Annotated in this window: 20 protein-coding genes; 18 read left to right on the forward strand and 2 right to left on the reverse strand. The window is 70.4% G+C overall.

Annotated elements, in window-relative coordinates; translation table 11 throughout:
• Window positions 1-153: 153 nt before the first annotated feature.
• Entirely contained in the window at window positions 154-717 is a 564-nt protein-coding gene (locus tag ACK8N7_RS28010) for a beta-class carbonic anhydrase (RefSeq protein WP_500444451.1), read from the reverse strand.
• A gap of 417 nt (window positions 718-1134) precedes the next feature.
• Between ACK8N7_RS28010 and rsmH the strand changes: the two genes are divergently transcribed.
• The 16 genes from rsmH to ACK8N7_RS28090 all read left to right on the forward strand — a co-directional run bounded on the left by rsmH (window position 1135) and on the right by ACK8N7_RS28090 (window position 18993).
• Complete coding sequence (gene rsmH / locus ACK8N7_RS28015; protein ID WP_500444452.1) at window positions 1135-2100, forward strand: 16S rRNA (cytosine(1402)-N(4))-methyltransferase RsmH; 966 nt, start codon at window positions 1135-1137, stop codon at window positions 2098-2100.
• 19 nt (window positions 2101-2119) lie between these two features.
• Window positions 2120-2701 (forward strand): cell division protein FtsL, encoded by a 582-nt coding sequence (gene ftsL / locus ACK8N7_RS28020; RefSeq protein WP_403208901.1) that lies wholly within the window; start codon window positions 2120-2122, stop codon window positions 2699-2701.
• 4 nt (window positions 2702-2705) lie between these two features.
• Window positions 2706-4688, forward strand: a complete 1983-nt coding sequence (locus ACK8N7_RS28025) for a peptidoglycan D,D-transpeptidase FtsI family protein (RefSeq protein WP_403208903.1) — start codon at window positions 2706-2708, stop codon at window positions 4686-4688.
• A gap of 39 nt (window positions 4689-4727) precedes the next feature.
• Window positions 4728-6446 carry a UDP-N-acetylmuramoyl-L-alanyl-D-glutamate--2,6-diaminopimelate ligase gene (locus ACK8N7_RS28030; protein ID WP_500444453.1) on the forward strand — a complete coding sequence of 573 codons (1719 nt, stop codon included), beginning with the start codon at window positions 4728-4730 and terminating at the stop codon, window positions 6444-6446.
• 4 nt (window positions 6447-6450) lie between these two features.
• The gene (locus ACK8N7_RS28035) at window positions 6451-7872 is read left to right on the forward strand and encodes a UDP-N-acetylmuramoyl-tripeptide--D-alanyl-D-alanine ligase (RefSeq protein ID WP_403208907.1); all 1422 of its coding nucleotides are present in this window, start codon (window positions 6451-6453) and stop codon (window positions 7870-7872) included.
• Window positions 7869-8939 carry a phospho-N-acetylmuramoyl-pentapeptide-transferase gene (mraY, locus tag ACK8N7_RS28040; protein ID WP_015607998.1) on the forward strand — a complete coding sequence of 357 codons (1071 nt, stop codon included), beginning with the start codon at window positions 7869-7871 and terminating at the stop codon, window positions 8937-8939. Before ACK8N7_RS28035 ends, mraY begins: the two co-directional genes overlap by 4 nt.
• Window positions 8921-10363 carry a UDP-N-acetylmuramoyl-L-alanine--D-glutamate ligase gene (gene murD / locus ACK8N7_RS28045; RefSeq protein WP_500444454.1) on the forward strand — a complete coding sequence of 481 codons (1443 nt, stop codon included), beginning with the start codon at window positions 8921-8923 and terminating at the stop codon, window positions 10361-10363. Before mraY ends, murD begins: the two co-directional genes overlap by 19 nt.
• Before the next feature lie 62 nt (window positions 10364-10425).
• Window positions 10426-11757: a putative lipid II flippase FtsW gene (gene ftsW, locus ACK8N7_RS28050; protein ID WP_403208911.1), complete on the forward strand. Its 1332-nt coding sequence runs from the start codon at window positions 10426-10428 to the stop codon at window positions 11755-11757.
• 6 nt (window positions 11758-11763) lie between these two features.
• On the forward strand, window positions 11764-12858 hold the full coding sequence (murG, locus tag ACK8N7_RS28055; protein ID WP_015607995.1) for an undecaprenyldiphospho-muramoylpentapeptide beta-N-acetylglucosaminyltransferase: 1095 nt from the start codon (window positions 11764-11766) through the stop codon (window positions 12856-12858).
• Between the two features lie 49 nt (window positions 12859-12907).
• On the forward strand, window positions 12908-13702 hold the full coding sequence (locus tag ACK8N7_RS28060; protein WP_403208913.1) for a cell division protein FtsQ/DivIB: 795 nt from the start codon (window positions 12908-12910) through the stop codon (window positions 13700-13702).
• A gap of 276 nt (window positions 13703-13978) precedes the next feature.
• The gene (gene ftsZ / locus ACK8N7_RS28065) at window positions 13979-15199 is read left to right on the forward strand and encodes a cell division protein FtsZ (protein ID WP_015607993.1); all 1221 of its coding nucleotides are present in this window, start codon (window positions 13979-13981) and stop codon (window positions 15197-15199) included.
• On the forward strand, window positions 15196-15936 hold the full coding sequence (gene pgeF / locus ACK8N7_RS28070; RefSeq protein ID WP_403208915.1) for a peptidoglycan editing factor PgeF: 741 nt from the start codon (window positions 15196-15198) through the stop codon (window positions 15934-15936). The genes ftsZ and pgeF overlap by 4 nt, the downstream gene beginning before the upstream one ends.
• A 6-nt stretch (window positions 15937-15942) precedes the next feature.
• The gene (locus ACK8N7_RS28075; protein ID WP_500444455.1) at window positions 15943-16662 is read left to right on the forward strand and encodes a YggS family pyridoxal phosphate-dependent enzyme; all 720 of its coding nucleotides are present in this window, start codon (window positions 15943-15945) and stop codon (window positions 16660-16662) included.
• Window positions 16663-16787: 125 nt separating this feature from the next.
• On the forward strand, window positions 16788-17417 hold the full coding sequence (locus ACK8N7_RS28080) for a cell division protein SepF (protein WP_381985907.1): 630 nt from the start codon (window positions 16788-16790) through the stop codon (window positions 17415-17417).
• A 90-nt stretch (window positions 17418-17507) separates the two neighbouring features.
• The gene (locus ACK8N7_RS28085; protein ID WP_006123846.1) at window positions 17508-17792 is read left to right on the forward strand and encodes a YggT family protein; all 285 of its coding nucleotides are present in this window, start codon (window positions 17508-17510) and stop codon (window positions 17790-17792) included.
• Window positions 17793-17841: 49 nt separating this feature from the next.
• Window positions 17842-18993 (forward strand): DivIVA domain-containing protein, encoded by a 1152-nt coding sequence (locus ACK8N7_RS28090; RefSeq protein ID WP_403208919.1) that lies wholly within the window; start codon window positions 17842-17844, stop codon window positions 18991-18993.
• Window positions 18994-19307: 314 nt separating this feature from the next.
• Here the strand turns inward: ACK8N7_RS28090 and ileS are convergent, their stop codons facing one another.
• Complete coding sequence (ileS, locus tag ACK8N7_RS28095; RefSeq protein WP_403208921.1) at window positions 19308-22451, reverse strand: isoleucine--tRNA ligase; 3144 nt, start codon at window positions 22449-22451, stop codon at window positions 19308-19310.
• Between the two features lie 577 nt (window positions 22452-23028).
• Between ileS and ACK8N7_RS28100 the strand changes: the two genes are divergently transcribed.
• Together ACK8N7_RS28100 and lspA are read left to right on the forward strand one after the other, a co-directional pair.
• Window positions 23029-23811 (forward strand): TraR/DksA family transcriptional regulator, encoded by a 783-nt coding sequence (locus ACK8N7_RS28100; RefSeq protein WP_500444456.1) that lies wholly within the window; start codon window positions 23029-23031, stop codon window positions 23809-23811.
• A 58-nt stretch (window positions 23812-23869) separates the two neighbouring features.
• Window positions 23870-24460 carry a signal peptidase II gene (lspA, locus tag ACK8N7_RS28105; RefSeq protein WP_403208925.1) on the forward strand — a complete coding sequence of 197 codons (591 nt, stop codon included), beginning with the start codon at window positions 23870-23872 and terminating at the stop codon, window positions 24458-24460.
• Window positions 24461-24470 lie beyond the last annotated feature (10 nt).

Genomic DNA, 24470 nt, shown 5'->3' on the forward strand with positions numbered 1-24470 from the left:
TCCTCCGGAAGGCCCGGGGGAGGTCACACCCGCATTCTTGTTGCCGTTACCGCTTCGTGTCACTCGCCTGTGGATAAGTGGGTGCGATTTGTCAGTCTCTGCCGTGTTTCGCCGGGTGGGCCGGGTGGGCCGGGTGGGCCGGAAAGCGGAAGGTCAGGAGGCGGGCTGGATCTCGCGGAGCAGACCGGTGGTCACGTCGAAGACGAAACCGCGCACGTCGTCGGTGTGCAGGAGGAACGGTGAGGTCCGCACCCGCTGCATCGACTGACGTACGTCCTGGTCGGCGTCCGTGTAGGCCTCCACCGCCCAGACCGGCCGCTGGCCGACCTCGCGCTCCAGCTCCTGCCGGAACTCCTCGGTGATGGATTCGAGACCGCAGCCCGTGTGGTGGATGAGGGCGACGCTGCGGGTGCCGAGCGCCCGCTGGCTGATGGTGAGCGAGCGGATCACGTCGTCGGTGACGACACCGCCCGCGTTGCGGATGGTGTGGCAGTCGCCGAGTTCGAGACCAAGCGCGGCGTGCAGGTCGAGCCGGGCGTCCATGCAGGCGACGATGGCTACCTGGAGGACCGGCCGGGCGTCCATGCCGGGATCGCGGAAGTCCTTGGCGTACGTGGAGTTCGCCTCGACCAGCTGATCGGTGACCTGGCCCCCCTCACGGACCGCCGCGGTGGTGGACGTCACGGACTCGGCGGGGGAGTGAGCAGAAGTCGACATGGTTGCGACGTTAGCCTTCCCACCTGGCCCGGGTGTGCTGTGAGAGCGGACAAAGAACGTCAACACGGCTTGTTGTGAGCTAACCCACAAGCACCAGTGAACGCGCCCGTTCGGGTGAGCTCGCCGCTTCCGGACGGGTGGCACGACTCGCTGCCCGGTTCGTTGATCGCGAATCGATCGAATGGCAGGGTGGACTAAAGTAACGCGAAGTCACCACCCTGAACCCGTACCACCCCACTCCGCACACCCTGCATATTCCGTATTTCCCCCGTGATGTGCGGCGTACGTGCGGCCCGGCCCTCTCCCGCTCTCGGTCGGCCGACGCCCCTTCCCCGGCGCCGGCGGACCTCCCCTTCAGAGCGGGCGGGGACCAGGACGTACGTACCGGCCGCGCGGGACAGAGCCTGAGAGGGCGCATTGAGCCAGACCCGACACGTCCCGGTGATGCTCCAGAGGTGTCTGGACCTGTTGGCCCCGGCTCTCCAGGACCCGGCCCACCCCGAGCCCGTGGTCGTCGACTGCACCCTCGGCCTCGGCGGCCACAGCGAGGCCCTGCTGGAGGCCTTCCCCGCCGCCCGGCTGATCGCCCTGGACCGGGACAAGGAGGCACTGCGGCTCTCCGGCGAGCGGCTCGCCCCCTACGGCGACCGCGCCACCCTCGTCCACGCCGTCTACGACGAGCTCCCCGACGTCCTCGCCCGGCTCCGCCTCCCCAAGGTCCAGGGCATCCTCTTCGACCTCGGCGTCTCCTCCATGCAGCTCGACGAGGCCGACCGCGGCTTCGCGTACGCCCAGGACGCCCCGCTCGACATGCGCATGGACCAGTCCACCGGCATCGGCGCGGCAGAGGTGCTCAACACCTACCCGCCCGGCGAGCTCGTGCGGATCCTGCGGGCGTACGGCGAGGAGAAGCAGGCCAAGCGGATCGTCTCGGCCGTAGTGCGCGAACGCGAGAAGGAGCCGTTCAGCAACAGCGCCCGGCTCGTCGAGCTGATCCGCGACGCGCTGCCGCAGGCCGCCAAGCGCACCGGCGGCAACCCGGCCAAGCGGACCTTCCAGGCCCTGCGCATCGAGGTCAACGGCGAGCTCAGCGTCCTGGAGCAGGCCATCCCGGCGGCCGTCGGGAGCCTCGCGGTCGGCGGCCGGATCGCCGTCCTGTCCTACCACTCGCTGGAGGACCGGCTGGTCAAGCAGGTCTTCGCGGCCGGCGCCGCCAACACCGCGCCCCCCGGCCTGCCGGTCGTCCCCGAGCGCTACCAGCCCCGCCTCAAGCTGCTCACCCGGGGCGCCGAGCTGCCCACCGAGGAGGAGGTCGCCGAGAACCGGCGCGCCGCCCCCGCCAGGCTCCGCGGCGCCCAGCGCATCCGGGAGGAAGAGCGATGACCACCACGGGGGGCACGCGGTGAGCAGGCCGGGCGCACCGCTGAAGGGGCGGGCCGGACGGCTCGCCCGGCTGATGCCGTCCGCGTCACCCAGCAGCGCCGCCCGCACCCCCTTCGTGCTGCTGGTCGTGCTCCTCCTGGGCGGCGGGCTCATCACCCTGCTCCTGCTGAACTCGGCGCTCAACGAAGGATCGTTCAGGCTCAGCGAGCTCAGACGGGACACCACCGAGCTCACCGACGAGCAGCAGGCCCTCCAGCGCGACGTCGACAGCTACTCCCAGCCCGGCGCCCTGGAGCGCCGCGCCCGGGAACTCGGCATGGTCCCCGGCGGCAGCCCCGCCTTCCTCGACCCGGACGGCACGGTCCGCGGAGTCCCCACGAAGGCCACCGCCCCGCCGGCGGCGCCCAGCCCCACCCCGAGCCCCGAGCCGACGCCCGAGGGCGGCGCACAGGCCGACGAAGCAGGCGCCGCCGCCCCCTCGGCCATGCCCTCCGGCACCGTGACCCCCTCACCGGGCGCAGCCGCGGAACCCGAGTCCCAGGACGCCCCCGCCCCGGAGAACACCCCGGCGGCCCCGCCCCCGACCACCCCCGGCAGGTGACGCAGTGCCGCCCAAGGAACCGCCGCGCCGCCGCGTACCCGGCCCGGCGCGCCCCCGTAACGGGGCCAACGGCCGCTCCGGCGCGCGCTCCCCGGCCCGCCGCCCCCGCCCCGCCCAGGGGCGCACCACCGCACGCGGGCGCACGCCCCGCTCCCTGCGGCTGGGCAGCCCGCGCCCCCGGCTGCGGCTCGTCAGCCTCGGGCTGACGCTGGTCATGCTGGCCTTCGTGGCCCGGCTGCTCCAGGTCCAGGCCGTCGACGCCACCGCGTACGCGGCCAAGGCCGAGAAGAACCGCTACCTGGAGTACAAGGTCGCGGCCGAGCGCGGGGAGATCACCGACCGCAGGGGCGTCGCGCTCGCCACCAGCGTCGACGCGCACAACATCACGGCCGACCCGAAGATGTTCACACCCGAGGACAGCAAGGCCCCCGACGCGCCCCAGCAGGCCGCCGCCCTGCTCGCTCCCATCCTCGGCAAGGACGTCGACGAGCTCGTCAAGAAGCTCTCGGCGCCCAAGAGCCGCTACACCGTGCTCGCGTACCGGCAGACCCCCCAGGTCTGGAAGCAGATCAAGGACCTCAAGTCCGTCTTCGCCGAGAAGGCCGACGAGGACAAGCGGAACGGCGGAGCGGGGGCCAACGTCCTGGCCGGCGTCCTCCAGGAGCCGACCACCAGGCGGGTCTACCCCAACGGGGATCTCGCCGCCGGGATACTGGGATTCGTCAGCGCCGACGGCAAGGGCGGCGGCGGACTCGAATCGCAGCTGGACGAGGAGCTCGCGGGCGAGGACGGCAAGGTCCGCTACGCCCAGGCCGGCGGCCGCCGCGTCCCCACCGCGGGCAGCAGCGAGATCCCGGCCGTGCCCGGCTCCGACATCGAGCTGACCATCGACCGCGACATCCAGTGGGCCGCCCAGAAGGCCATCAGCGACCAGGTCACGAAGTCCAAGGCCGACCGCGGCTACGTCATCGTGCAGAACACGCGCACAGGCGAGCTGCTGGCCATGGCCAACTCTCCGGGCTACGACCCCAACGACCTCTCCCAGGCCACCTCGGCATCCCTGGGCAACGCGGCGCTCCAGGACGTGTACGAGCCCGGCTCCACCAGCAAGGTCATGTCCATGGCCGCCGTGCTGGAGGAGAAGGCCGCCACGCCCGGCACCCATGTCACCGTCCCCAACCGGCTGCACCGGGGCGACCGGCTCTTCAAGGACGACATCGACCACCCCACCTGGTACCTCACGCTCAACGGGGTCCTCGCCAAGTCCAGCAACATCGGCACCATCCTGGCGACCGGTCAGCTGGGCAAGACCCAGGCGGAGTCCAACCAGGTCCTCTACTCCTACCTGCGCAAGTTCGGCCTGGGCACCAAGACCGGGCTCGGCTACCCCGGCGAGTCGCCCGGCCTCCTGGCCCACCCCAAGGACTGGTCGACCTCGCAGCAGTACACGATCCCCTTCGGCCAGGGCCTCTCGCTCAACGCCGTTCAGGCCGCCTCGGTCTACTCCACCATCGCCAACGGCGGTGTCCGGATCGCGCCCACCCTCGTCCGCGGCACCAAGGGCGCCGACGGCCGCTTCACCTCCGCCGAGGCCCCCGAGAAGAACCGGGTGGTCAGCGGGAAGACCGCGAAGACCCTGGCGACCATGCTGGAATCCGTCGTCGACGACCAGGAGGGCACCGGAACCAAGGCCGCCATCCCCGGCTACCGGGTCGCGGGCAAGACCGGCACCGCCAACCGGGTCGACCCGGTCCGCGGTGTCTACAAGGGGTACACCGCCTCCTTCGCCGGGTTCGCCCCGGCCGACAATCCGCAGATCACCGTCTACTGCGCGATCCAGAACCCCACCAAGGGAAACTACTTCGGCGGCCAGATCTGCGGCCCGATCTACAAGCAGGTCATGGAGTTCGCTCTCAAGACGCTCCAGACCCCACCGTCCGGCAGCAAGCCGCCCCGGCTGCCGGTGTCCTTCAAACCCGGCGAGTGAACACGGGGATGCGCGAGCATCCCCCCAAGGGAACCCTCAGTGACAACCATCACCCCCGATCCCGGGAACCGGAACGAGAACTACCCGGGACCCGGTCCCTCGCTTCGCGAGACGCCGCACCGGCCCGGTACGCTCACCGCCGTGCCCCACGCTGATCAGTCCCAAACCACCCAGAAGGACGCGCCTGTGACCTACCCGGGAGCGCCCCGACCGGACCGGCTCCGGCCCACCCCTCTCGGCGAGCTGGCCCATCGGCTCGGCGTCGAAGTGGCCGGATCCGATGCCGTCACCGGCATCACCCACGACTCGCGGGCCGTGCGCCCCGGAGACCTGTACGCGGCCCTCCCCGGCGCCCGCCTCCATGGCGCCGACTTCGCCGCGCAGGCCGCGGGCCTCGGTGCCGTCGCCGTCCTCACCGACCCGACGGGCGCCGAACGCGCCGCCGCCACCGGGCTGCCGGTCCTGGTCGCCGAGGACCCCCGCGGCGTCATGGGGGAGCTGGCCGCCGACATCTACGGGCGGCCCGGCATCGGCCTCCTCCAGATCGGCATCACCGGAACCTCCGGCAAGACCACCACCGCGTACCTGGTCGAAGGCGGACTGCGCGCCGCGGGCCGGCCCACCGGGCTCATCGGCACCGTCGAGATGCGCATCGGCGACGAGCGCATCAAGTCCGAGCGCACCACTCCCGAAGCCACCGACCTCCAGGCCCTGTTCGCCGTCATGCGCGAACGCGGCGTTGAGGCCGTCGCGATGGAGGTCTCCAGCCACGCCCTCGTGCTCGGCCGGGTCGACGCCTGCGTCTTCGACGTCGCCGTCTTCAACAACCTCAGCCCGGAGCACATGGAGTTCCACTCCGGCATGGAGGACTACTTCCAGGCCAAGGCCCAGCTCTTCACCCCCGAGCGCAGCCACCGAGGCGTGGTCAACTTCGACGACGAGTACGGCCGCAGGCTCATCACGGAGTCCGGCGTCCCGGTCACCACCTTCTCCGCCGAGGGCCACCCGGACGCCGACTGGCACGCCGAGGACGTCGAGGTCGGACCGCAGGACAGCACCTTCACCGCCGTCGGCCCGAAGGGCGAGCGGATCACCGCCCGCGCCCCGCTGCCCGGCCCGTTCAACGTCGCCAACACCCTCGCCGCGATCGTCACCCTGGCCGTCGCGGGCGTCGATCCGCAGACCGCCGCCGACGGCATCGCGGCCGTCCCCGGCGTCCCGGGCCGTCTGGAGCGGGTGGACGCCGGACAGCCCTACCTCGCCGTCGTCGACTACGCGCACAAGACCGACGCCGTCGAGTCCGTACTGCGCTCGCTGCAGAAGGTCACCGAGGGCAGGGTGCACATCGTCCTCGGCTGCGGCGGCGACCGCGACACCACCAAACGCGGCCCGATGGGCGCCGCCGCGGCCCGTCTCTCCCATACCGCCGTGCTGACCTCCGACAACCCCCGCTCCGAGGACCCACTCGCGATCCTCGCCGCGATGCTCTCCGGCGCCGCCGAAGTGCCCGTCCACGAACGCGGCGACGTCCTGGTCGACGCCGACCGGGCCTCGGCCATCGCCGCCGCCGTCGCGCGCGCCGAACCGGGCGACACCGTCCTCGTCGCGGGCAAGGGCCACGAGCAGGGCCAGGACATCCACGGGGTCGTACGCCCCTTCGACGACCGCAAGGTCCTGCACGACGCCATCGAACGGTCCCTGGGGCGCACCGGCGCCGCGGACCGTGCCCCTCACCACGAGAACAACAGTCAGGGATGACCAAGTGATCACCCTTTCCCTCGCCGAGATCGCGGAAATCGTCGGCGGGCAGCCGCACGACATACCGGACCCGGCAGTCACCGTCACCGGTCCCGTCGTCATCGACTCCCGCGAGGTCGGACCCGGCAGCCTGTTCGCCGCGTTCGCCGGTGAGCACGTGGACGGCCACGACTACGCGCAGCGCGCCGTCGAGGCGGGCGCGGCAGCCGTCCTGGCCGCCCGTCCCGTAGGCGTTCCGGCGATCGTCGTGGACGACGTCGTCGGCGCGCTCGGCGCGCTCGCCCGTACCGTCGTCGAACGCCTCGGCACCACCGTCGTCGCGCTCACCGGCTCCGCGGGCAAGACGTCCACCAAGGACCTGATCGCGCAGCTCCTCCAGCGCAAGGCGCCCACGGTCTGGACGCCGGGCTCCCTCAACAACGAGATCGGGCTGCCGCTCACCGCCCTGCGCGCCACCTCCGAGACCCAGCACCTGGTCCTGGAGATGGGCGCCCGCGGCATCGGGCACATCCACTACCTCGCCGACCTCACCCCGCCCCGCATCGGCCTGGTCCTCAACGTCGGCTCCGCCCACCTCGGGGAGTTCGGCAGCCGGGAGGCGATCGCGCAGGCCAAGGGCGAACTGGTCGAGGTGCTCCCCGAGGACGGCTGCGCCGTGCTCAACGCCGACGACCCCCTCGTACGCGCCATGGCTTCGCGCACCAAGGCCCGGGTTCTGCTCTTCGGAGAAGCCCCGGATGCGGACGTACGGGGCGAGAAGGTCCGGATGACCCCCGACGGGCGGCCCGCGTTCGAGCTCCACACACCCACCGGGTGCAGCGACGTGACCATGCGCCTGTACGGTGAGCACCACGTGTCGAACGCGCTCGCCGCGGCCGCCGTCGCCCATGAGTTGGGCATGTCCGTGACCGAGATCGCCGAGGCGCTCTCGGAGGCGGGCACCCTCTCCCGCTGGCGCATGGAGGTCACCGAGCGTCCGGACGGTGTGACGGTCGTCAATGACGCCTACAACGCGAACCCCGAATCCATGAGAGCCGCACTGCGTGCGCTGGCTGCCATGGGTCAGGCCCGACGGGCCGACGGGGGGCGCACCTGGGCGGTGCTCGGTCAGATGGCCGAGCTCGGTGACGCGTCGCTCGCCGAGCACGACGCGGTCGGACGGCTCGCCGTCCGGCTCAACGTCAGCAAGCTCGTCGCTGTCGGGGGGAGAGAAGCCTCCTGGCTGCAACTGGGCGCATATAACGAGGGTTCGTGGGGTGAGGAGTCGGTGCACGTGTCCGACGCACAGGCGGCCGTCGACCTGTTGCGCAGTGAACTGCGCCCGGGAGACGTCGTGCTGGTGAAGGCGTCCCGGTCGGTCGGCCTGGAGAAGGTCGCCCAGGCACTGCTGGAGAACTCGACCGAGGGCGAGGTCGCCGGCCGATGAGGCAGATCCTCTTCGCGGGGGCCATCGGGCTCTTTCTGACCCTGGTCGGGACCCCGCTGCTGATCAAGCTGCTGGCCCGCAAGGGATACGGGCAGTTCATCCGGGACGACGGCCCGCGCACGCACGGCAGCAAGAAGGGCACGCCCACGATGGGCGGCATCGCCTTCATCCTGGCGACGATCATCGCGTACCTCCTCGCGAAGGTGATCACCGGCGAGGACATCCGGTACTCCGGCGTCCTCGTGCTGTTCCTGATGACCGGGATGGGCCTCGTCGGCTTCCTCGACGACTACATCAAGATCGTCAAGCAGCGTTCGCTGGGTCTGCGGGCCAAGGCGAAGATGGCCGGCCAGCTGATCGTCGGCATCGCCTTCGCGGTGCTCGCGCTCCAGTTCCCCAACTCCAACGGCTACACCCCGGCCTCCACCCGGCTCTCGTTCGTCGAGGACTTCGGCTGGTCGATCGGCCCGGTGCTGTTCTGCGTCTGGGCGCTGTTCATGATCCTCGCCATGTCCAACGGCGTGAACCTCACGGACGGCCTCGACGGACTGGCCACCGGCGCCTCGGTGATGGTCTTCGGCGCCTACACCTTCATCGGCCTGTGGCAGTTCCAGGAGTCCTGCGCCAACGCGCTCACCCTGACCAACCCCAGCGCCTGTTTCGAGGTACGCGACCCGCTCGACCTCGCCGTCGTCGCCTCCGCCCTGATGGGCGCCTGCTTCGGCTTCCTGTGGTGGAACACCTCGCCCGCCAAGATCTTCATGGGTGACACCGGCTCGCTCGCCCTCGGTGGCGCGCTCGCGGGCCTCGCGATCTGCTCCCGCACCGAGTTCCTGATGGCCATCCTCGGCGGCCTCTTCGTGATGATCACCATGTCCGTGGTCATCCAGGTCGGTTCGTTCAAGATGACCGGCAAGCGGGTCTTCCGGATGGCACCGCTCCAGCACCACTTCGAACTCAAGGGGTGGTCCGAAGTCCTTGTCGTGGTCCGCTTCTGGATCATCCAGGGCATGTGCGTGATCGTCGGCCTCGGCCTCTTCTACGCGGGATGGGCAGCCAAGAAGTGAGCACCGTGGACTGGCAGGGCAAGCACGTCACCGTCGCCGGACTCGGCGTCAGCGGCATCCCCGCGGCCCGCGCCCTGCACGAGCGCGGCGCGCTCGTCACCGTCGTGAACGACGGCGACGACGAGCGCGCCCGCGCGCAGGCGGCCGAACTGGAGGCCCTCGGCATCACCGTGCGCCTCGGCGACGGTGCCACCCTGCCGCCGTCCACGGAACTCGTCGTCACCGCCCCCGGCTGGCAGCCGGACAAGCCGCTCTTCCTGGCTGCCGCCGAGGCGGGCATCGACATCTGGGGCGACGTCGAACTCGCCTGGCGGCTGCGGGGGACGAACGGCCGCAAGGCCGCCCCCTGGCTCGCCGTCACGGGTACCAACGGCAAGACCACCACCGTACGGATGCTGGCCTCGATCCTGGAGGCGGCGGGCCTGCGCACCGCGGCGGTCGGCAACATCGGCGTCTCCCTGCTGGACGCGGTGCTCGGCGATACGGAGTACGACGTCCTCGCCGTCGAACTCTCCAGCTACCAGCTGCACTGGGCGCCCTCCCTGCGCGCCCACTCCGCCGCCGTCCTCAACCTGGCCCCCGACCACCTCGACTGGCACGGCTCGATGGAGGTGTACGCCGCCGCCAAGGGGCGGGTCTACGAGGGCAACACGGTCGCGTGCGTCTACAACGCGGCCGACCCGGCCACCGAGGAGCTGGTCCGCGAGGCCGACGTCGAGGAGGGCTGCCGGGCCATCGGCTTCACCCTCGGCGCCCCGGGCCCCTCGCAGCTCGGCGTGGTCGACGGCATCCTCGTCGACCGGGCCTTCGTGAAGAACCGGCAGAAGCAGGCCCAGGAGCTGGCCGAGGTCTCCGACGTCACCCCGCCGGCCCCGCACAACATCGCCAACGCCCTCGCCGCCGCCGCCCTCGCCCGCGCGTTCGGCGTGGAACCGGCCGCCGTCCGCGACGGCCTGCGCGCCTTCCGGCCGGACGCCCACCGCATCGAACACGTCGCCGACATCGACGAAGTCGCTTACGTCGATGACTCCAAGGCCACCAACACCCACGCCACCGAGGCCTCCCTCGCCGCCTACGACTCCATCGTCTGGATCGCGGGCGGACTGGCCAAGGGCGCCACCTTCGACGAGCTGGTCACCGGCGCGGCGAAGCGGCTGCGCGGCGTCGTGCTGATGGGCGCCGACCGCGCGCTGATCCACGAAGCCCTGACGCGACACGCCCCCGAAGTCCCGGTGGTCGACCTCGACCGGACCGACACTGGGGCGATGTCCGAGGCGGTCGAGCACGCCGCCCGGCTCGCGCGGCCGGGCGATACGGTACTGCTGGCCCCGGCCTGCGCCTCGATGGACATGTTCACCAACTACATCAAGCGGGGCGAGGCGTTCGCGGACGCGGTCCGCGCACGCGCCGAAGAGAGCGCCTGACCGACCGGGCCTCCGCGCCGGGGCCGAGCCTCCGGGCACGAGCAGTGGAGGGGACAGCGACAATGCCGGCCGAGAAGAGCTCCGCCGTACGCAGCCGCCGGCCGGCGCCGCCCCGTGGCGCGGGACGCGGCGCCCCGGCGCCCCGCACCCCGCGCGGCGGTGGCGTACGGCGCCTCTACGAGCAGGCACGCCGGGCCTGGGACCGCCCCCTGACCGCCTACTACGTGATCCTCGGCTCCAGCCTCCTGATCACGGTGCTGGGCCTGGTGATGGTCTACTCCGCCTCGATGATCAAGGCGCTGAGTATCGACAAGTCGTCGACGTACTTCTTCGGGAAGCAGTTCGTCGCCGCCGTCATCGGGGGCGCGCTCATGCTGATCGCCTCCCGGATGCCGGTGAAGCTCCACCGCGCTCTGGCCTACCCGATGCTCATGGTCACGGTCTTCCTGATGGTCCTGGTCCAGGTGCCGGGGATAGGGATGTCGGTCAACGGCAACCAGAACTGGCTCTACCTGGGCGGCCCGTTCCAGATCCAGCCCAGCGAGTTCGGCAAGCTCGCACTGATCCTGTGGGGCGCCGACCTCCTCGCCCGCAAGCAGGACAAGCGGTTGCTGACGCAGTGGAAGCACATGCTCGTGCCGCTGGTCCCGGTCGCCTTCACGCTGCTCGGGCTGATCATGCTGGGCGGCGACATGGGGACCGCGATCATCCTCACGGCGATCCTGTTCGGCCTGCTCTGGCTGGCCGGCGCCCCGACCCGGCTCTTCGCCGGGGTGCTCGGATTCGCCGCCGCCATCGCCTTCGTTCTGGTCTGGACCAGCCCCAACCGGATGTCCCGGCTCTCCTGCATGGGCGTGCTCGGCGAACCCGACCCGGACGACGGCTGCTGGCAGGCAGCCCACGGAATCTACGCACTGGCCTCCGGCGGATGGTTCGGTTCCGGGCTGGGTGCGAGTGTGGAAAAATGGGGTCAACTCCCGGAACCCCACACCGACTTCATCTTCGCGATCACCGGTGAGGAACTGGGGTTGGCGGGGACGCTGTCCGTGCTCGCCCTGTTCGCGGCTCTAGGCTATGCGGGTATCCGCGTGGCCGGACGCACGGAGGACCCCTTCGTCAGGTATGCCGCGGGAGGCGTGACCACCTGGATCATGGCCCAGGCCGTGATCAACATCGGTGCGGTGCTCGGCCTGTTGCCGATCGCCGGTGTCCCGCTCCCGCTGTTCTCCTACGGAGGGTCCGCCCTGCTGCCGACGATGTTCGCGGTCGGGCTGATGATCGCCTTCGCGCGGGACGATCCCGCCGCGAAGGCGGCCCTGGCCATGCGGAGGCCCGGGGTGAGATGGAAGACGATGAGACGGCGCGTCAAGAAGCGTCCGTCCGGAGAGCGGTGAATTTCGGTGCATGTCGTACTCGCCGGCGGGGGGACCGCCGGACACATCGAGCCCGCGCTTGCCCTCGCAGACGCCCTGCGCAGGCAGGACCCGACCGTGGGAATCACTGCCCTCGGCACGGAACGCGGCCTGGAGACCAGGCTCGTACCCGAGCGGGGGTACGAGCTCGCCCTCATCCCTGCCGTACCGCTGCCCCGTAAGCCCACCCCCGAGCTGATCACCGTCCCGGGCCGGCTGCGCGGCACCATCAAGGCCGCCGAGCAGATCCTGGAGCGCACCAAGGCGGACTGCGTGGTCGGCTTCGGCGGTTACGTCGCGCTGCCCGGCTACCTCGCCGCCAAGCGCGTCGGTGTCCCCATCGTCGTCCACGAGGCCAACGCCCGCCCCGGCCTCGCCAACAAGATCGGCTCGCGGTACGCCCACGGGGTCGCCGTCTCCACGCCGGACAGCAAGCTGCGCGGCGCCCGCTACATCGGCATCCCGCTGCGCCGCACCATCGCCACCCTGGACCGCGCCCGGGTCCGCCCGGAGGCCCGCGCCTCCTTCGGCCTCGACCCCAACCTGCCCACGCTGCTGGTCTCCGGCGGCTCGCAGGGCGCACGCCACCTCAACGAGGTGGTCCAGCGGGTCGCGCCGCTGCTCCAGCGCTCCGGGATCCAGATCCTCCATGTGGTCGGCCCGAAGAACGAATTGCCGCGGATCGACAACATGCCCGGGATGCCGCCCTACATCCCGGTACCGTACGTGGACCGGATGGACCTGGCGTACGCCGCGGCCGACATGATGCTCTGCCGCGCGGGCGCGATGACCGTCGCCGAACTCTCCGCCGTCGGGCTTCCCGCCGCCTACGTCCCGCTGCCCATCGGCAACGGCGAACAGCGGCTCAACGCCCAGCCGGTGGTCAACGCCGGCGGCGGCCTGCTGGTGGACGACGCGGCGCTGACCCCGGAGTGGGTGCAGGGCAACGTCCTGCCGGTGCTGTCGGACCCCCACCGGCTGTACGAAATGTCCCGTGCCGCCGCGGAGTTCGGCCGGCGCGACGCCGACGACCTGCTCGTCGGCATGGTGTACGAAGCGATTGCCTCCCGCCGCCAGGCGTGAGGCGGTGCGGACCCGGGGCGGGCGCCCCGGGTCCGGCGAAGGAGCGAGCGTGGCCGGACCGACGACCGCCCAGCGCGGCCCAGCAGGGCGTGCGGACACCCCCGCCCGCCCGCCGCACATCGGCCCCGAGGAGCGCCGGATCGGCCGCCGTACGCTCCTGGTCCTGATCGGCGTGGCGGCGGCCCTGGTCACCGCGTTCGCCGTCTGGGTGCTCTACGGCTCCTCCTGGCTCCGGGTCGAGCGCGTCTCCACCAGCGGTGTCGAGGTGCTGACCCGTGCAGAGGTGGAAGCGGTTGCCGCGGTGCCGCTCGGCGCCCCGCTTATCTCGGTGGACACCGGTGCCATGGAAGCCAGGTTGCGCCAGAAGCTGCCTCGGATCGACTCGGTGGATGTCGTACGGTCCTGGCCGCACGGCATCGGCCTTAAGGTGACCGAACGCAAGCCGGTCCTGCTGGTCGAAAAGGGTGCGAAGTTCATCGAGGTGGACGGGTCGGGTGTTCGCTTCGCCACGGTGGACCGGGCGCCCGAGGGTGTACCGCTGCTGGAGCTGAAGCCTGGCCGGTCGGCGAGTCTGCGGCGGTTCGGCAGTGACCGTCTGTTGCAGGAAGCGGTACAGGTCGCGGGTGAACTGCCCACGGGCGTCGCCGGGGACACCGAGGCCGTACGGGTCACCTCGTACGACGGGATCTCCTTGCGGCTCACCCGTGATCGGGTGGTGACCTGGGGCAGTAGTGAGGACGGGGCCGTGAAGGCGCGGGTGCTCACCGCTCTCATGAAGGCGGCCCCCAAAGCGGGACACTTCGACGTGAGTGCCCCCACCGCCCCTGCGGTATCAGCGAGTTGACGTGCATTTGTGCTGGCCAGCACCCTGGTTGGTCAGCGCTACGGGTGATCACATAGGGTGAAAAGAAAAACGGGAGGTTCGGCGTGTTCGTTGAACGTGCGCCACTTGTCGACTTAGTGTCCTGTTCGGAAGAGTCCAGGAAGCAGACACACTGGTAACCCTAAAGTTGAACGTTAGGGTTTGGGTCGGCGTTCGGACCGTCCCCATCGACATCAGTCGTCGCCGCGGGTCCTCCGCAGAGCGACGACACGTAACTCGAGGCGAGAGGCCTTCGACGTGGCAGCACCGCAGAACTACCTCGCAGTCATCAAGGTCATCGGTGTCGGCGGCGGTGGTGTCAATGCCATCAACCGAATGATCGAGGTCGGTCTCAAGGGCGTCGAGTTCATCGCGATCAACACGGACGCACAAGCCCTGTTGATGAGCGACGCCGACGTCAAGCTCGACGTCGGCCGCGAACTCACCCGGGGCCTCGGCGCCGGGGCGAACCCGGCCGTCGGTCGTAAGGCGGCAGAGGACCACCGTGAGGAGATCGAGGAGGTCCTCAAGGGGGCCGACATGGTCTTCGTCACCGCCGGAGAAGGCGGCGGCACCGGCACCGGCGGCGCACCCGTCGTCGCCAACATCGCGCGCTCGCTCGGCGCCCTGACGATCGGTGTGGTCACCCGCCCGTTCACCTTCGAGGGCCGGCGACGCGCGAACCAGGCGGAGGACGGCATCGCCGAACTCCGCGAAGAGGTCGACACCCTCATCGTCATCCCCAACGACCGCCTGCTGTCCATCTCGGACCGCCAGGTAAGCGTCCTCGACGCCTTCAAGTCGGCCGACCAGGTGCTGCTCTCGGGCGTCCAGGGCATCACCGACCTGATCACCACGCCGGGCCTGATCAACCTCGACTTCGCCGACGTCAAGTCGGTCATGTCCGAGGCCGGATCGGCGCTCATGGGCATCGGCTCCGCACGCGGCGACGACCGCGCGGTGGCGGCGGCGGAGATGGCGATCTCCTCGCCGCTCCTGGAGGCGTCCATCGACGGCGCCCGCGGTGTCCTGCTCTCCATCTCCGGCGGCAGCGACCTCGGTCTCTTCGAGATCAACGAGGCCGCCCAGCTGGTGAGCGAGGCGGCGCACCCCGAGGCCAACATCATCTTCGGCGCCGTCATCGACGACGCCCTGGGTGACGAGGTGCGGGTCACCGTGATCGCGGCCGGGTTCGACGGCGGACAGCCGCCGACCCGCCGGGAGAACGTCCTCGGCGCGAACACGAACAAGCGGGAGGAGCCGGCCGCCCCGGCCAGGTCCACCGAGTCCGCGCGCCCGTCGGGCGGACTGGGCTCCGTACCTCCGCGCGAGGAGAGCCCGGCCCCGGCCGAGCCCGCCCCCGCGTCGGCTTCGAGCGAGAGCCCGCTGTCGCAGGTCTCTCCGCCGCACGTCCCGCCGGCCCGTCCCTACCAGGACACCCAGGCCGAAGAGCTGGACGTACCGGACTTCTTGAAGTGATAGGTCAGGATCGGACGGTACCCGTCACGGGCAGCGCTCATTTCGCCTTCACCGACCGGTGGGGCGGGGTGAGCGCCGCTCCGTACGGTGAGCTCAACCTCGGCGGCGCGGTCGGTGACGACCCCGCCGCCGTCGGCGCGAACCGCGAGCGCACGGCCCGCCGGCTCGGCCTCGACCCGGTCTCCGTCGTCTGGATGAACCAGGTGCACGGCCGGGACGTGGCGGTGGTCGACGGACCCTGGGGGGCGGAGACGGAGATTCCGGCCGTGGACGCGGTGGTGACCACACGGCGCGGACTGGCGCTCGCGGTCCTCACCGCCGACTGCACCCCTGTCCTCCTCGTCGACCCGGTCGCCGGAGTCGTCGGGGCGGCGCACGCCGGGCGGCCGGGACTGGTCGCCGGAGTCGTACCGGCGGTGGTCGAGGCCATGACCGTGCTGGGCGCACGCCCGTCCCGGATCACCGCGCGCACCGGACCGGCCGTCTGCGGACGGTGCTACGAAGTGCCGGCGGAGATGCGGGCCGAGGTCGCGGAGGCGGTCCCCGGTACCTGGTCCGAGACCAGCTGGGGGACCCCGGCGGTCGACGTCACCGGCGGAGTCCACGCCCAGCTCACCGCTCTCGGCGTCAGCGACCTGCACCGTTCGCCGGTCTGCACGCGTGAATCGGGCGACCACTTCTCGTACCGCCGCGACCGCACCACCGGGCGGCTCGCCGGATATGTCTGGTTGGACTGATAGGGCATGACGGACCGTAAGGCTCAACTCGCGGCGAATCTGGCACAGGTGGAGGAAAGGATCACATCCGCCTGCACCGTGGCCGGCCGCAAGCGCGAGGAAGTGACCCTGATCGTGGTCACCAAGACCTACCCCGCGAGCGATGTGCGGATCCTGCACGAACTGGGAGTGCGTCATGTCGCGGAGAATCGTGACCAGGACGCGGCACCGAAAGCCACCGCTTGTGCGGATCTTTCCCTGACATGGCACTTTGTCGGACAATTGCAGACGAACAAGGTTCGTTCTGTGACGAGATATGCCGATGTCGTTCAGTCGGTGGACCGGACCAGGCTGGTCGCGGCCCTCTCGGCCGCCGCCGTCCGCGCGGACCGCGAGCTCGGCTGTCTGATCCAGGTCGCCCTGGACGCGGAGAGCGGGGAGCGCGGCGAGCGGGGCGGGGTCGCGCCGGACGGGATCGAGGAGTTGGCGGCCGCGGTCGACGCGGCGGAGGGTCTGCGGCTCGACGGTCTGATGACCGTGGCGCCGCTGGCCGGACCGTTTGCCGGACGGCAACGGGCCGCTTTCGACCGGCTGATGGAATTCGCCACCCGCCTGCGCGCCGGTCATCCGGCTGCGAACATGGTCTCCGCAGGCATGAGTGCGGACCTGGAGGACGCGGTGGCGGCCGGAGCGACACATGTACGCGTCGGTACGGCGGTACTCGGAGTCCGACCCGGGCTCGGGTAACGTCGCGAAGCAAGTCGGACCACAGCAGAAAATATGGTCATTCCCTAGCATAACGGGTAGACCACAGTGGATCGCGGGCACTTGGTGACGAATGCCGATCCACCACAGAGCGGAGGACTCGGAGCATGGCCGGCGCGATGCGCAAGATGGCGGTCTACCTCGGCCTCGTGGAGGACGATGGGTACGACGGTCCGGGGTTCGACCCCGATGACGAATTCGAACCTGAGCCGGAGCCTGAGCGCGACCGGCGGCGGCATCAGCCCCCGCACCAGGTGGAACGCGAGCGCGATCGCGATCGCGAAAGGGACGAACCGGTACGAGTGGTGCAGCCACCCGCCCAGCGCGAACCGGTTCAGCTCCCCGCGGAAAGCGGGCGACCCGCCCGAATCGCCCCCGTGGCATCCATCACACCTGAACGCCCGAACATGGAGAAGAACGCACCGGTGATCATGCCCAAGGTTGTGTCCGAGCGGGAGCCGTACCGCATCACCACGCTCCACCCCAGGACCTACAACGAGGCCCGTACCATCGGGGAACACTTCCGTGAGGGCACTCCGGTGATCATGAATCTCACGGAGATGGACGATACGGACGCGAAGCGACTTGTCGACTTTGCCGCAGGACTCGTCTTCGGGCTCCATGGCAGCATTGAACGCGTGACGCAGAAGGTGTTCCTGTTGTCGCCTGCTAACGTCGATGTCACGGCGGAGGACAAGGCCCGCATCGCAGAGGGCGGATTCTTCAACCAGAGCTGAGAACACGACACCGGGAACAACCCGGCCGAGAGGCCGGTGCCGGCCGCGAGGCCGGAGCTACGAGAGCCAGGGGAGAGGGAAGCGCGGGACATGGGCGTCGCACTGGATGTGGTCTATATCGCGCTGATGTGTTTCCTCATCGTGCTGATCTTCCGGCTGGTCATGGACTATGTCTTCCAGTTCGCACGTTCATGGCAACCCGGCAAGGCGATGGTGGTCGTACTTGAGGCCACCTACACTGTCACCGATCCACCGCTCAAGCTTCTGCGGCGGTTCATTCCGCCGCTGCGTCTCGGGGGCGTGGCACTCGACCTGTCCTTCTTCGTTCTGATGATCATCGTCTACATCCTGATCAGCGTTGTGGTCAGGTTGTGAGCGATACGGTCTTGCCGACTGCCGACGACTACGTAGAGGTGAAGAAGAGATGCCGTTGACCCCCGAGGACGTGCGGAACAAGCAGTTCACGACCGTCCGCCTCCGAGAAGGCTATGACGAGGACGAGGTCGATGCCTTTCTCGACGAGGTCGAATCGGAGCTGACCCGTCTGCTCCGTGAGAACGAGGACCTGCGCGCCAAGCTGGCCGCTGCGACGCGCGCCGCCGCGCAGAACCAGCAGCAGCAACAGCAGCAGCAGCAGCAGGGTATGCGCAAGCCCCCGGAGCAGCAGGACCGGCCTGGACCCGTCCCCGCCGCCATATCCGGACCGCCGCAGCAGCAGCCCCCGCAGATGGGTCCGCCCCAGCTGCCCGGTGGCGCCCCGCAGCTTCCTGCCGGTCCCAGCGGCCACGGCCCCCAGGGCGGCCACGGCGGCCCGCAGGGTCCCGGCCCGATGCAGGGCGGTCCCATGGGTGGCCCGATGGGCGGCCCCATGGGTCAGCACCCCCAGCAGCAGCAGATGCAGCAGATGCAGCAGATGCAGCAGCCGCAGATGCAGCAGCAGGGTCAGGGCCCCGGTGGCGACAGCGCCGCCCGTGTCCTCTCGCTCGCGCAGCAGACCGCCGACCAGGCGATCGCGGAGGCCCGTTCCGAGGCCAACAAGATCGTCGGCGAGGCGCGCAGCCGTGCCGAGGGCCTGGAGCGCGACGCGCGCGCCAAGGCCGACGCCCTGGAGCGGGACGCGCAGGAGAAGCACCGCGTGGCGATGGGCTCGCTGGAGTCGGCCCGCGCGACGCTGGAGCGCAAGGTCGAGGACCTGCGTGGCTTCGAGCGCGAGTACCGCACGCGGCTGAAGTCCTACCTGGAGAGCCAGCTGCGTCAGCTGGAGACCCAGGCGGACGACTCGCTCGCCCCGCCGCGGACCCCGGCTGCCGCTTCGCTGCCGCCGTCGCCCTCGCTGGCTCCGGCCGGTGCGGGTGCGATGGGTCACTCCATGGGTGGCTCCAACCACGGTGGCCATGGCGGCCAGCAGATGGGTGGCGGTCAGTCCATGGGCGGTGCGCCGTCCTACGGTGGGCAGCAGCAGATGTCGCCCGCGATGACGCAGCCGATGGCGCCGGTCCGGCCTCAGGCGCCGCAGCCGATGCAGCAGGCTCCGTCGCCGATGCGTGGGTTTCTGATCGACGAGGACGACAACTGAGCGGTTCGCGCTCGCTGAGCGCGTAGCCGTCGGCAGGCTGAGGGCCGGGCCCCGGGATTTCCCGGGGCCCGGCCCTTTGGCGTGGGCGCCGGGGGGTGATGAGCGGGTGCGGGTGGGGCGCCTGCGGCGGGCTGTTCCCCTACCCGCCCCTTCCCGAAACCGGGGCGCTGCCCCGGGCCCCGCTCCTCAAGCGCCGGAGGGGCTACAACTAGCCTCGCCGGCGATTGAGGCGCGGGGGGCCGGGGGCGGGCCCCCGAGGGGGTACGACGGAGGGCCCGGCCGAAGCGTGTCGGCCGGGCCCCGGATCGGGCGGGTTACCGCTTGCGCAGGCGGAACGTCAGGGCCAGGCCCTCGTCCTCGAACGGGGTGCCGTACGTGTCGTCCGCCACACCCTCCGCGTAGTCCGGCGCCAGCACCTCATCGGAGATCAGCGGTGCGTGCTCCGTGAGGGCCTCCACCGTCGCGGGGGACGTCGAGGTCCAGCGGACGGCGATGCGGTCCGCGACGTCCAGGCCGCTGTTCTTGCGGGCCTCCTGGATCAGGCGGATCGCGTCACGGGCCAGGCCCGCGCGGCGCAGTTCCGGGGTGATCTCCAGGTCCAGGGCGACCGTCGCGCCCGAGTCAGAGGCGACCGACCAGCCCTCGCGCGGGGTCTCCGTGATGATGACCTCGTCCGGGGTGAGGGTGACCTGCTCGCCGTCGACCTCCACCGAGGCCGTGCCCTCGCGCAGGGCGAGGGAGAGGGCCGCCGCGTCGGTGTCGGCGACAGCCTTGGCCACCGCCTGCACGCCCTTGCCGAACCGCTTGCCCAGAGCGCGGAAGTTGGCCTTCGCCGTCGTGTCGACCAGCGAGCCGCCCACCTCGGAGAGCGAGGCGAGGGATGTGACGTTCAGCTCTTCCGTGATCTGTGCGCGCAGCTCGGGGGAGAGCGACTCGAAGCCCGTCGCCGCGACCAGGGCGCGGGACAGCGGCTGACGGGTCTTCACGCCGGACTCGGCGCGCGTGGCCCGGCCCAGCTCCACGAGGCGGCGCACCAGCGCCATCTGGGAGGAGAGGGCGGGGTCGATCGCCGTCAGGTCCGCCTTCGGCCAGGAGGACAGGTGGACCGACTCCGGGGCGTCCGGCGTGACCGGCGCGACCAGGTCCTGCCAGACCCGCTCGGTGATGAACGGGGTCAGCGGGGCCATCAGCCGGGTCACCGTCTCGACGACCTCGTGCAGAGTGCGCAGCGCCGCCTTGTCGCCCTGCCAGAAACGGCGGCGCGAGCGGCGTACGTACCAGTTTGAGAGGTCGTCCACGAACGCCGAGAGCAGCTTGCCGGCGCGCTGGGTGTCGTAACCCTCCATGGCGACCGTCATCTGGTCGACCAGCGCGTTCAGTTCGCTCAGCAGCCAGCGGTCCAGGACCGTGCGGTCCGCCGGGGCCGGGTCGGCCGCCGAGGGGGCCCAGTTCGACGTGCGCGCGTACAGGGCCTGGAAGGCGACCGTGTTCCAGTAGGTGAGGAGCGTCTTGCGGACTACCTCCTGGATCGTGCCGTGGCCCACCCGGCGTGCCGCCCACGGGGAGCCGCCCGCCGCCATGAACCACCGCACCGCGTCCGCCCCGTGCTGGTCCATCAGCGGGATCGGCTGGAGGATGTTGCCCAGGTGCTTGGACATCTTGCGGCCGTCCTCGGCGAGGATGTGGCCCAGGCAGACCACGTTCTCGTAACTCGACTTGTCGAAGACCAGGGTGCCGACCGCCATCAGTGTGTAGAACCAGCCGCGGGTCTGGTCGATGGCCTCCGAGATGAACTGCGCCGGGTAGCGGCTCTCGAAGATCTCCTTGTTCTTGTACGGGTAGCCCCACTGCGCGAACGGCATCGAACCCGAGTCGTACCAGGCGTCGATGACCTCCGGGACGCGGTACGCCTCCAGCTGGCAGTTCTCGTGCGTGCAGGTGAAGGTGATCTCGTCGATGAAGGGGCGGTGGGGGTCGAGCGACGACTGGTCGGTGCCCGTCAGTTCCGTCAGTTCGGCGCGTGAGCCCACGCACGTCAGGTGGTTGTCCTCGCAGCGCCAGATCGGCAGCGGCGTGCCCCAGTAGCGGTTACGGGAGAGCGCCCAGTCGACGTTGTTGTTCAGCCAGTCGCCGAAGCGGCCGTTCTTGACCGAGTCCGGGTACCAGTTGGTCTTCTCGTTCTCCTCAAGGAGGCGGTCCTTGATCGCGGTCGTCCTGACGTACCAGGACGGCTGCGCGTAGTAGAGCAGCGCCGTGTGGCAGCGCCAGCAGTGCGGGTAGCTGTGCTCGTACGGGACGTGGCGGAAGAGCTTGCCGCGTGCGTCCAGGTCCGCGGTGAGCGCCTCGTCGGCCTTCTTGAAGAAGACGCCGCCGACCAGCGGGACATCCTCCTCGAAGGTGCCGTCGGGGCGGACCGGGTTGACCACCGGCAGGCCGTACGCACGGCAGACCACGAGGTCGTCGGCGCCGAACGCGGGGGACTGGTGCACCAGACCCGTACCGTCCTCGGTCGTCACGTACTCGGCGTTGACCACGTAGTGCGCCTCGGCCGGGAAGTCGACCAGCGCGAAGGGGCGCTCGTAGGTCCAGCGCTCCATCTCGGCGCCGGTGAACGACTGGCCGGTCACCTCCCAGCCCTCACCGAGGGCCTTCTCCAGGAGCGGTTCGGCGACGACGAGCTTCTCCTCGCCGTCCGTCGCGACGACGTAGCGGACCTCGGGGTGCGCGGCGACCGCCGTGTTGGAGACCAGCGTCCAGGGGGTGGTCGTCCACACCAGGAGGGAAGCCTCGCCGGCCAGCGGGCCGGAGGTGAGGGGGAAGCGGACGAAGACCGAGGGGTCGACGACCGTCTCGTACCCCTGCGCCAGCTCGTGGTCGGAGAGGCCGGTGCCGCAGCGCGGGCACCAGGGGGCGACACGGTGGTCCTGGACCAGCAGGTCCTTGTTGAAGATCTCCTTCAGCGACCACCACACGGAGTCGACGTACTCCGGGTCCATCGTGCGGTACGCGTCGTCCAGGTCGACCCAGTAGCCCATACGGGTCGTGAGCTCGGCGAAGGCGTCGGTGTGCCGGGTCACGGACTCGCGGCACTTGGCGTTGAACTCGGCGATGCCGAACGCCTCGATGTCCTTCTTGCCGTTGAAGCCCAGTTCCTTCTCCACCGCGAGTTCGACCGGCAGGCCGTGACAGTCCCAGCCGGCCTTGCGGCCCACGTGGTAGCCCTGCATGGTGCGGAAGCGGGGGAAGACGTCCTTGAAGACGCGGGCCTCGATGTGGTGCGCGCCGGGCATGCCGTTGGCGGTGGGCGGGCCTTCGTAGAAGACCCACTCCGGGCGGCCCTCGGACTGGTCCAGGCTCTTGGCGAAGACCTTGTTCTCGCGCCAGAAGTCGAGCACGGCGTGCTCCAGCGCGGGCAGGTCGACCTGGGCGGGTACCTGGTGGTACTGCGGCGATGTCATGTGCGGCTTCCTCCGGCGGACGTATTCCACTTCCGTCGGAGGGACGAGAGCGTCTCGGCTCCCGCGGTACCACCCTCCTTGGCCCCGGGGCGTGTGCCCGTGGCCCCCTCATTGGGGTCGCGATGCCGGGTCTACCGGCCTCGGTGCCCGTGGGCGGGGCCCAGGGTCCGAGGCTTTCTTCCGGCGGCTCCGGGGTGATCTTCACGACGCGCTCGCCCCCGGGCTCCCACCGTCCCCGGGTCGCTGCTGGCTGCGTACGGCGCTACTCGTCCCATCCATGCCTTTCGCTGGGCCCAGTGTACGGGCCCGTACGGCTGACGGCCGACCGGTTTAACCGTGGCCCGGGGCGTGACCCGAATGGCCAGTCGGGGGCGTACGGAGTTGGCTGCGGGGGTGCGGGGGCGTTCGGGGGCGGATTACCGGGCGGGGAGCTGGGAACAACGGATGCAGGCGCGCCACGACCGGGGTACGGGGAGGGGCGGAGGAGCGGCGTGCCCCGTTGCCGCGGAGCTGGGGCCGATTTATCGTCCCAGCACGATTCGCGAGCAAGATCACAATATGTGAAGGGGCCGCGGCCATGGTGGCGAAGAAGACGGCGGAAGAGACCGCGGCCGGGCAGAGGGCCGACGGGAAGCCGCCGGCCGAGACGTCCCCGGACGAGGCGGCTGCCGAGAAGGTGCCCGCGAAGAAGACAGCGGCCAAGAAGGCGACCGCGAAGAAAGCGCCTGCCAAAAAGGCAGCGGCCAAGAAGACCGTCGCCAAGAAGAGCACCACGAGCACCACAAAGAAAAGCGCGGCCAAGAAGGCTTCGAAGACGGCCGCACAGACGGCCACGGGGGCGGCTGCGGCCGCCGAGGAGACGGGAGCCCACACGGTGGTAGCCAAGAAGAGCGCGAGTCGCCCCGCAGCCGGCCGGGAAGAGGCGGCAGTGCCGCCTGCCCGGGCCGCCGCCGCGACCGCTCCCGGTGAACTGGCGGTACGGCCCGGGGAGGACCCCTGGACGCCCGAGGAGGTCACCGAAGCACGCACTCTGCTGACCAGCGAGACCATGCGGCTGCGCAGCGAGCTGGAGGCCTCCGGCGCGGCGCTCGCCGGGCTGATGCGGGACTCCGGGGACGGCGCCGGCGACGACGAGGCCGACACGGGCACCAAGAACATCACGCGGGAACATGAGCTGTCGCTCGCCGCCAACGCCCAGGAGATGCTGGAGCAGACCGAGCGGGCGCTGGCCCGGCTCGAAGCGGGGACCTACGGGCTCTGCGAAATCTGTGGCAAACCGATCGGCAAGGCACGGATGCAGGCATTTCCCCGCGCCACCCTCTGCGTCGAGGACAAACAGAAGCAGGAGCGGCGCGGCTGATCCGTACAGGTGTGTCGTACCCTCGTCCTCAGTCAGGCACCTAGGTTGAGGGACTCACGTGGCAGAGGCGGAGCGCATCATCGGTACGCCGGACAATCCCGAGGCCGAGCACGCGGACGAAGGCGGCTCCACGGCCGCCGACGCCGCTGTGAACGCGGGCACGGGCAAGCGCAAGATCCTGGTGCTCATCGGCGTCTCCGTCGTCGCCTACCTGCTGGACCTGGTCACCAAGATGGTCGTGGTCGCCAAGCTGGAGCACCAGCCGCCGATCGACATCATCGGTGACTGGCTGCAGTTCCGGGCGCTCCGCAATCCCGGTGCCGCGTTCGGGTTCGGCGAGGCGTTCACGGTGATCTTCACCATCATCGCCGCAGGCGTGATCGTGGTCGTCATCCGGCTGGCCCGCAAGCTCTACAGCCTGCCCTGGGCCATCGCCCTGGGGCTGCTCCTGGGCGGTGCGCTCGGTAATCTCACCGACCGGATCTTCCGGGCACCCGGCGTGTTCGAAGGGGCCGTGGTCGACTTCATCGCCCCCAAGCACTTCGCCGTCTTCAACCTCGCGGACTCCGCCATCGTGTGCGGCGGCATCCTCATCGTCATCCTCTCCTTCAAGGGCCTGGACCCCGACGGGACCGTGCACAAGGACTAGGGCCGCCGGG

The organism is Streptomyces griseobrunneus, assembly GCF_046713465.1.
GTDB classification, from domain to species: Bacteria; Actinomycetota; Actinomycetes; order Streptomycetales; family Streptomycetaceae; genus Streptomyces; species Streptomyces microflavus.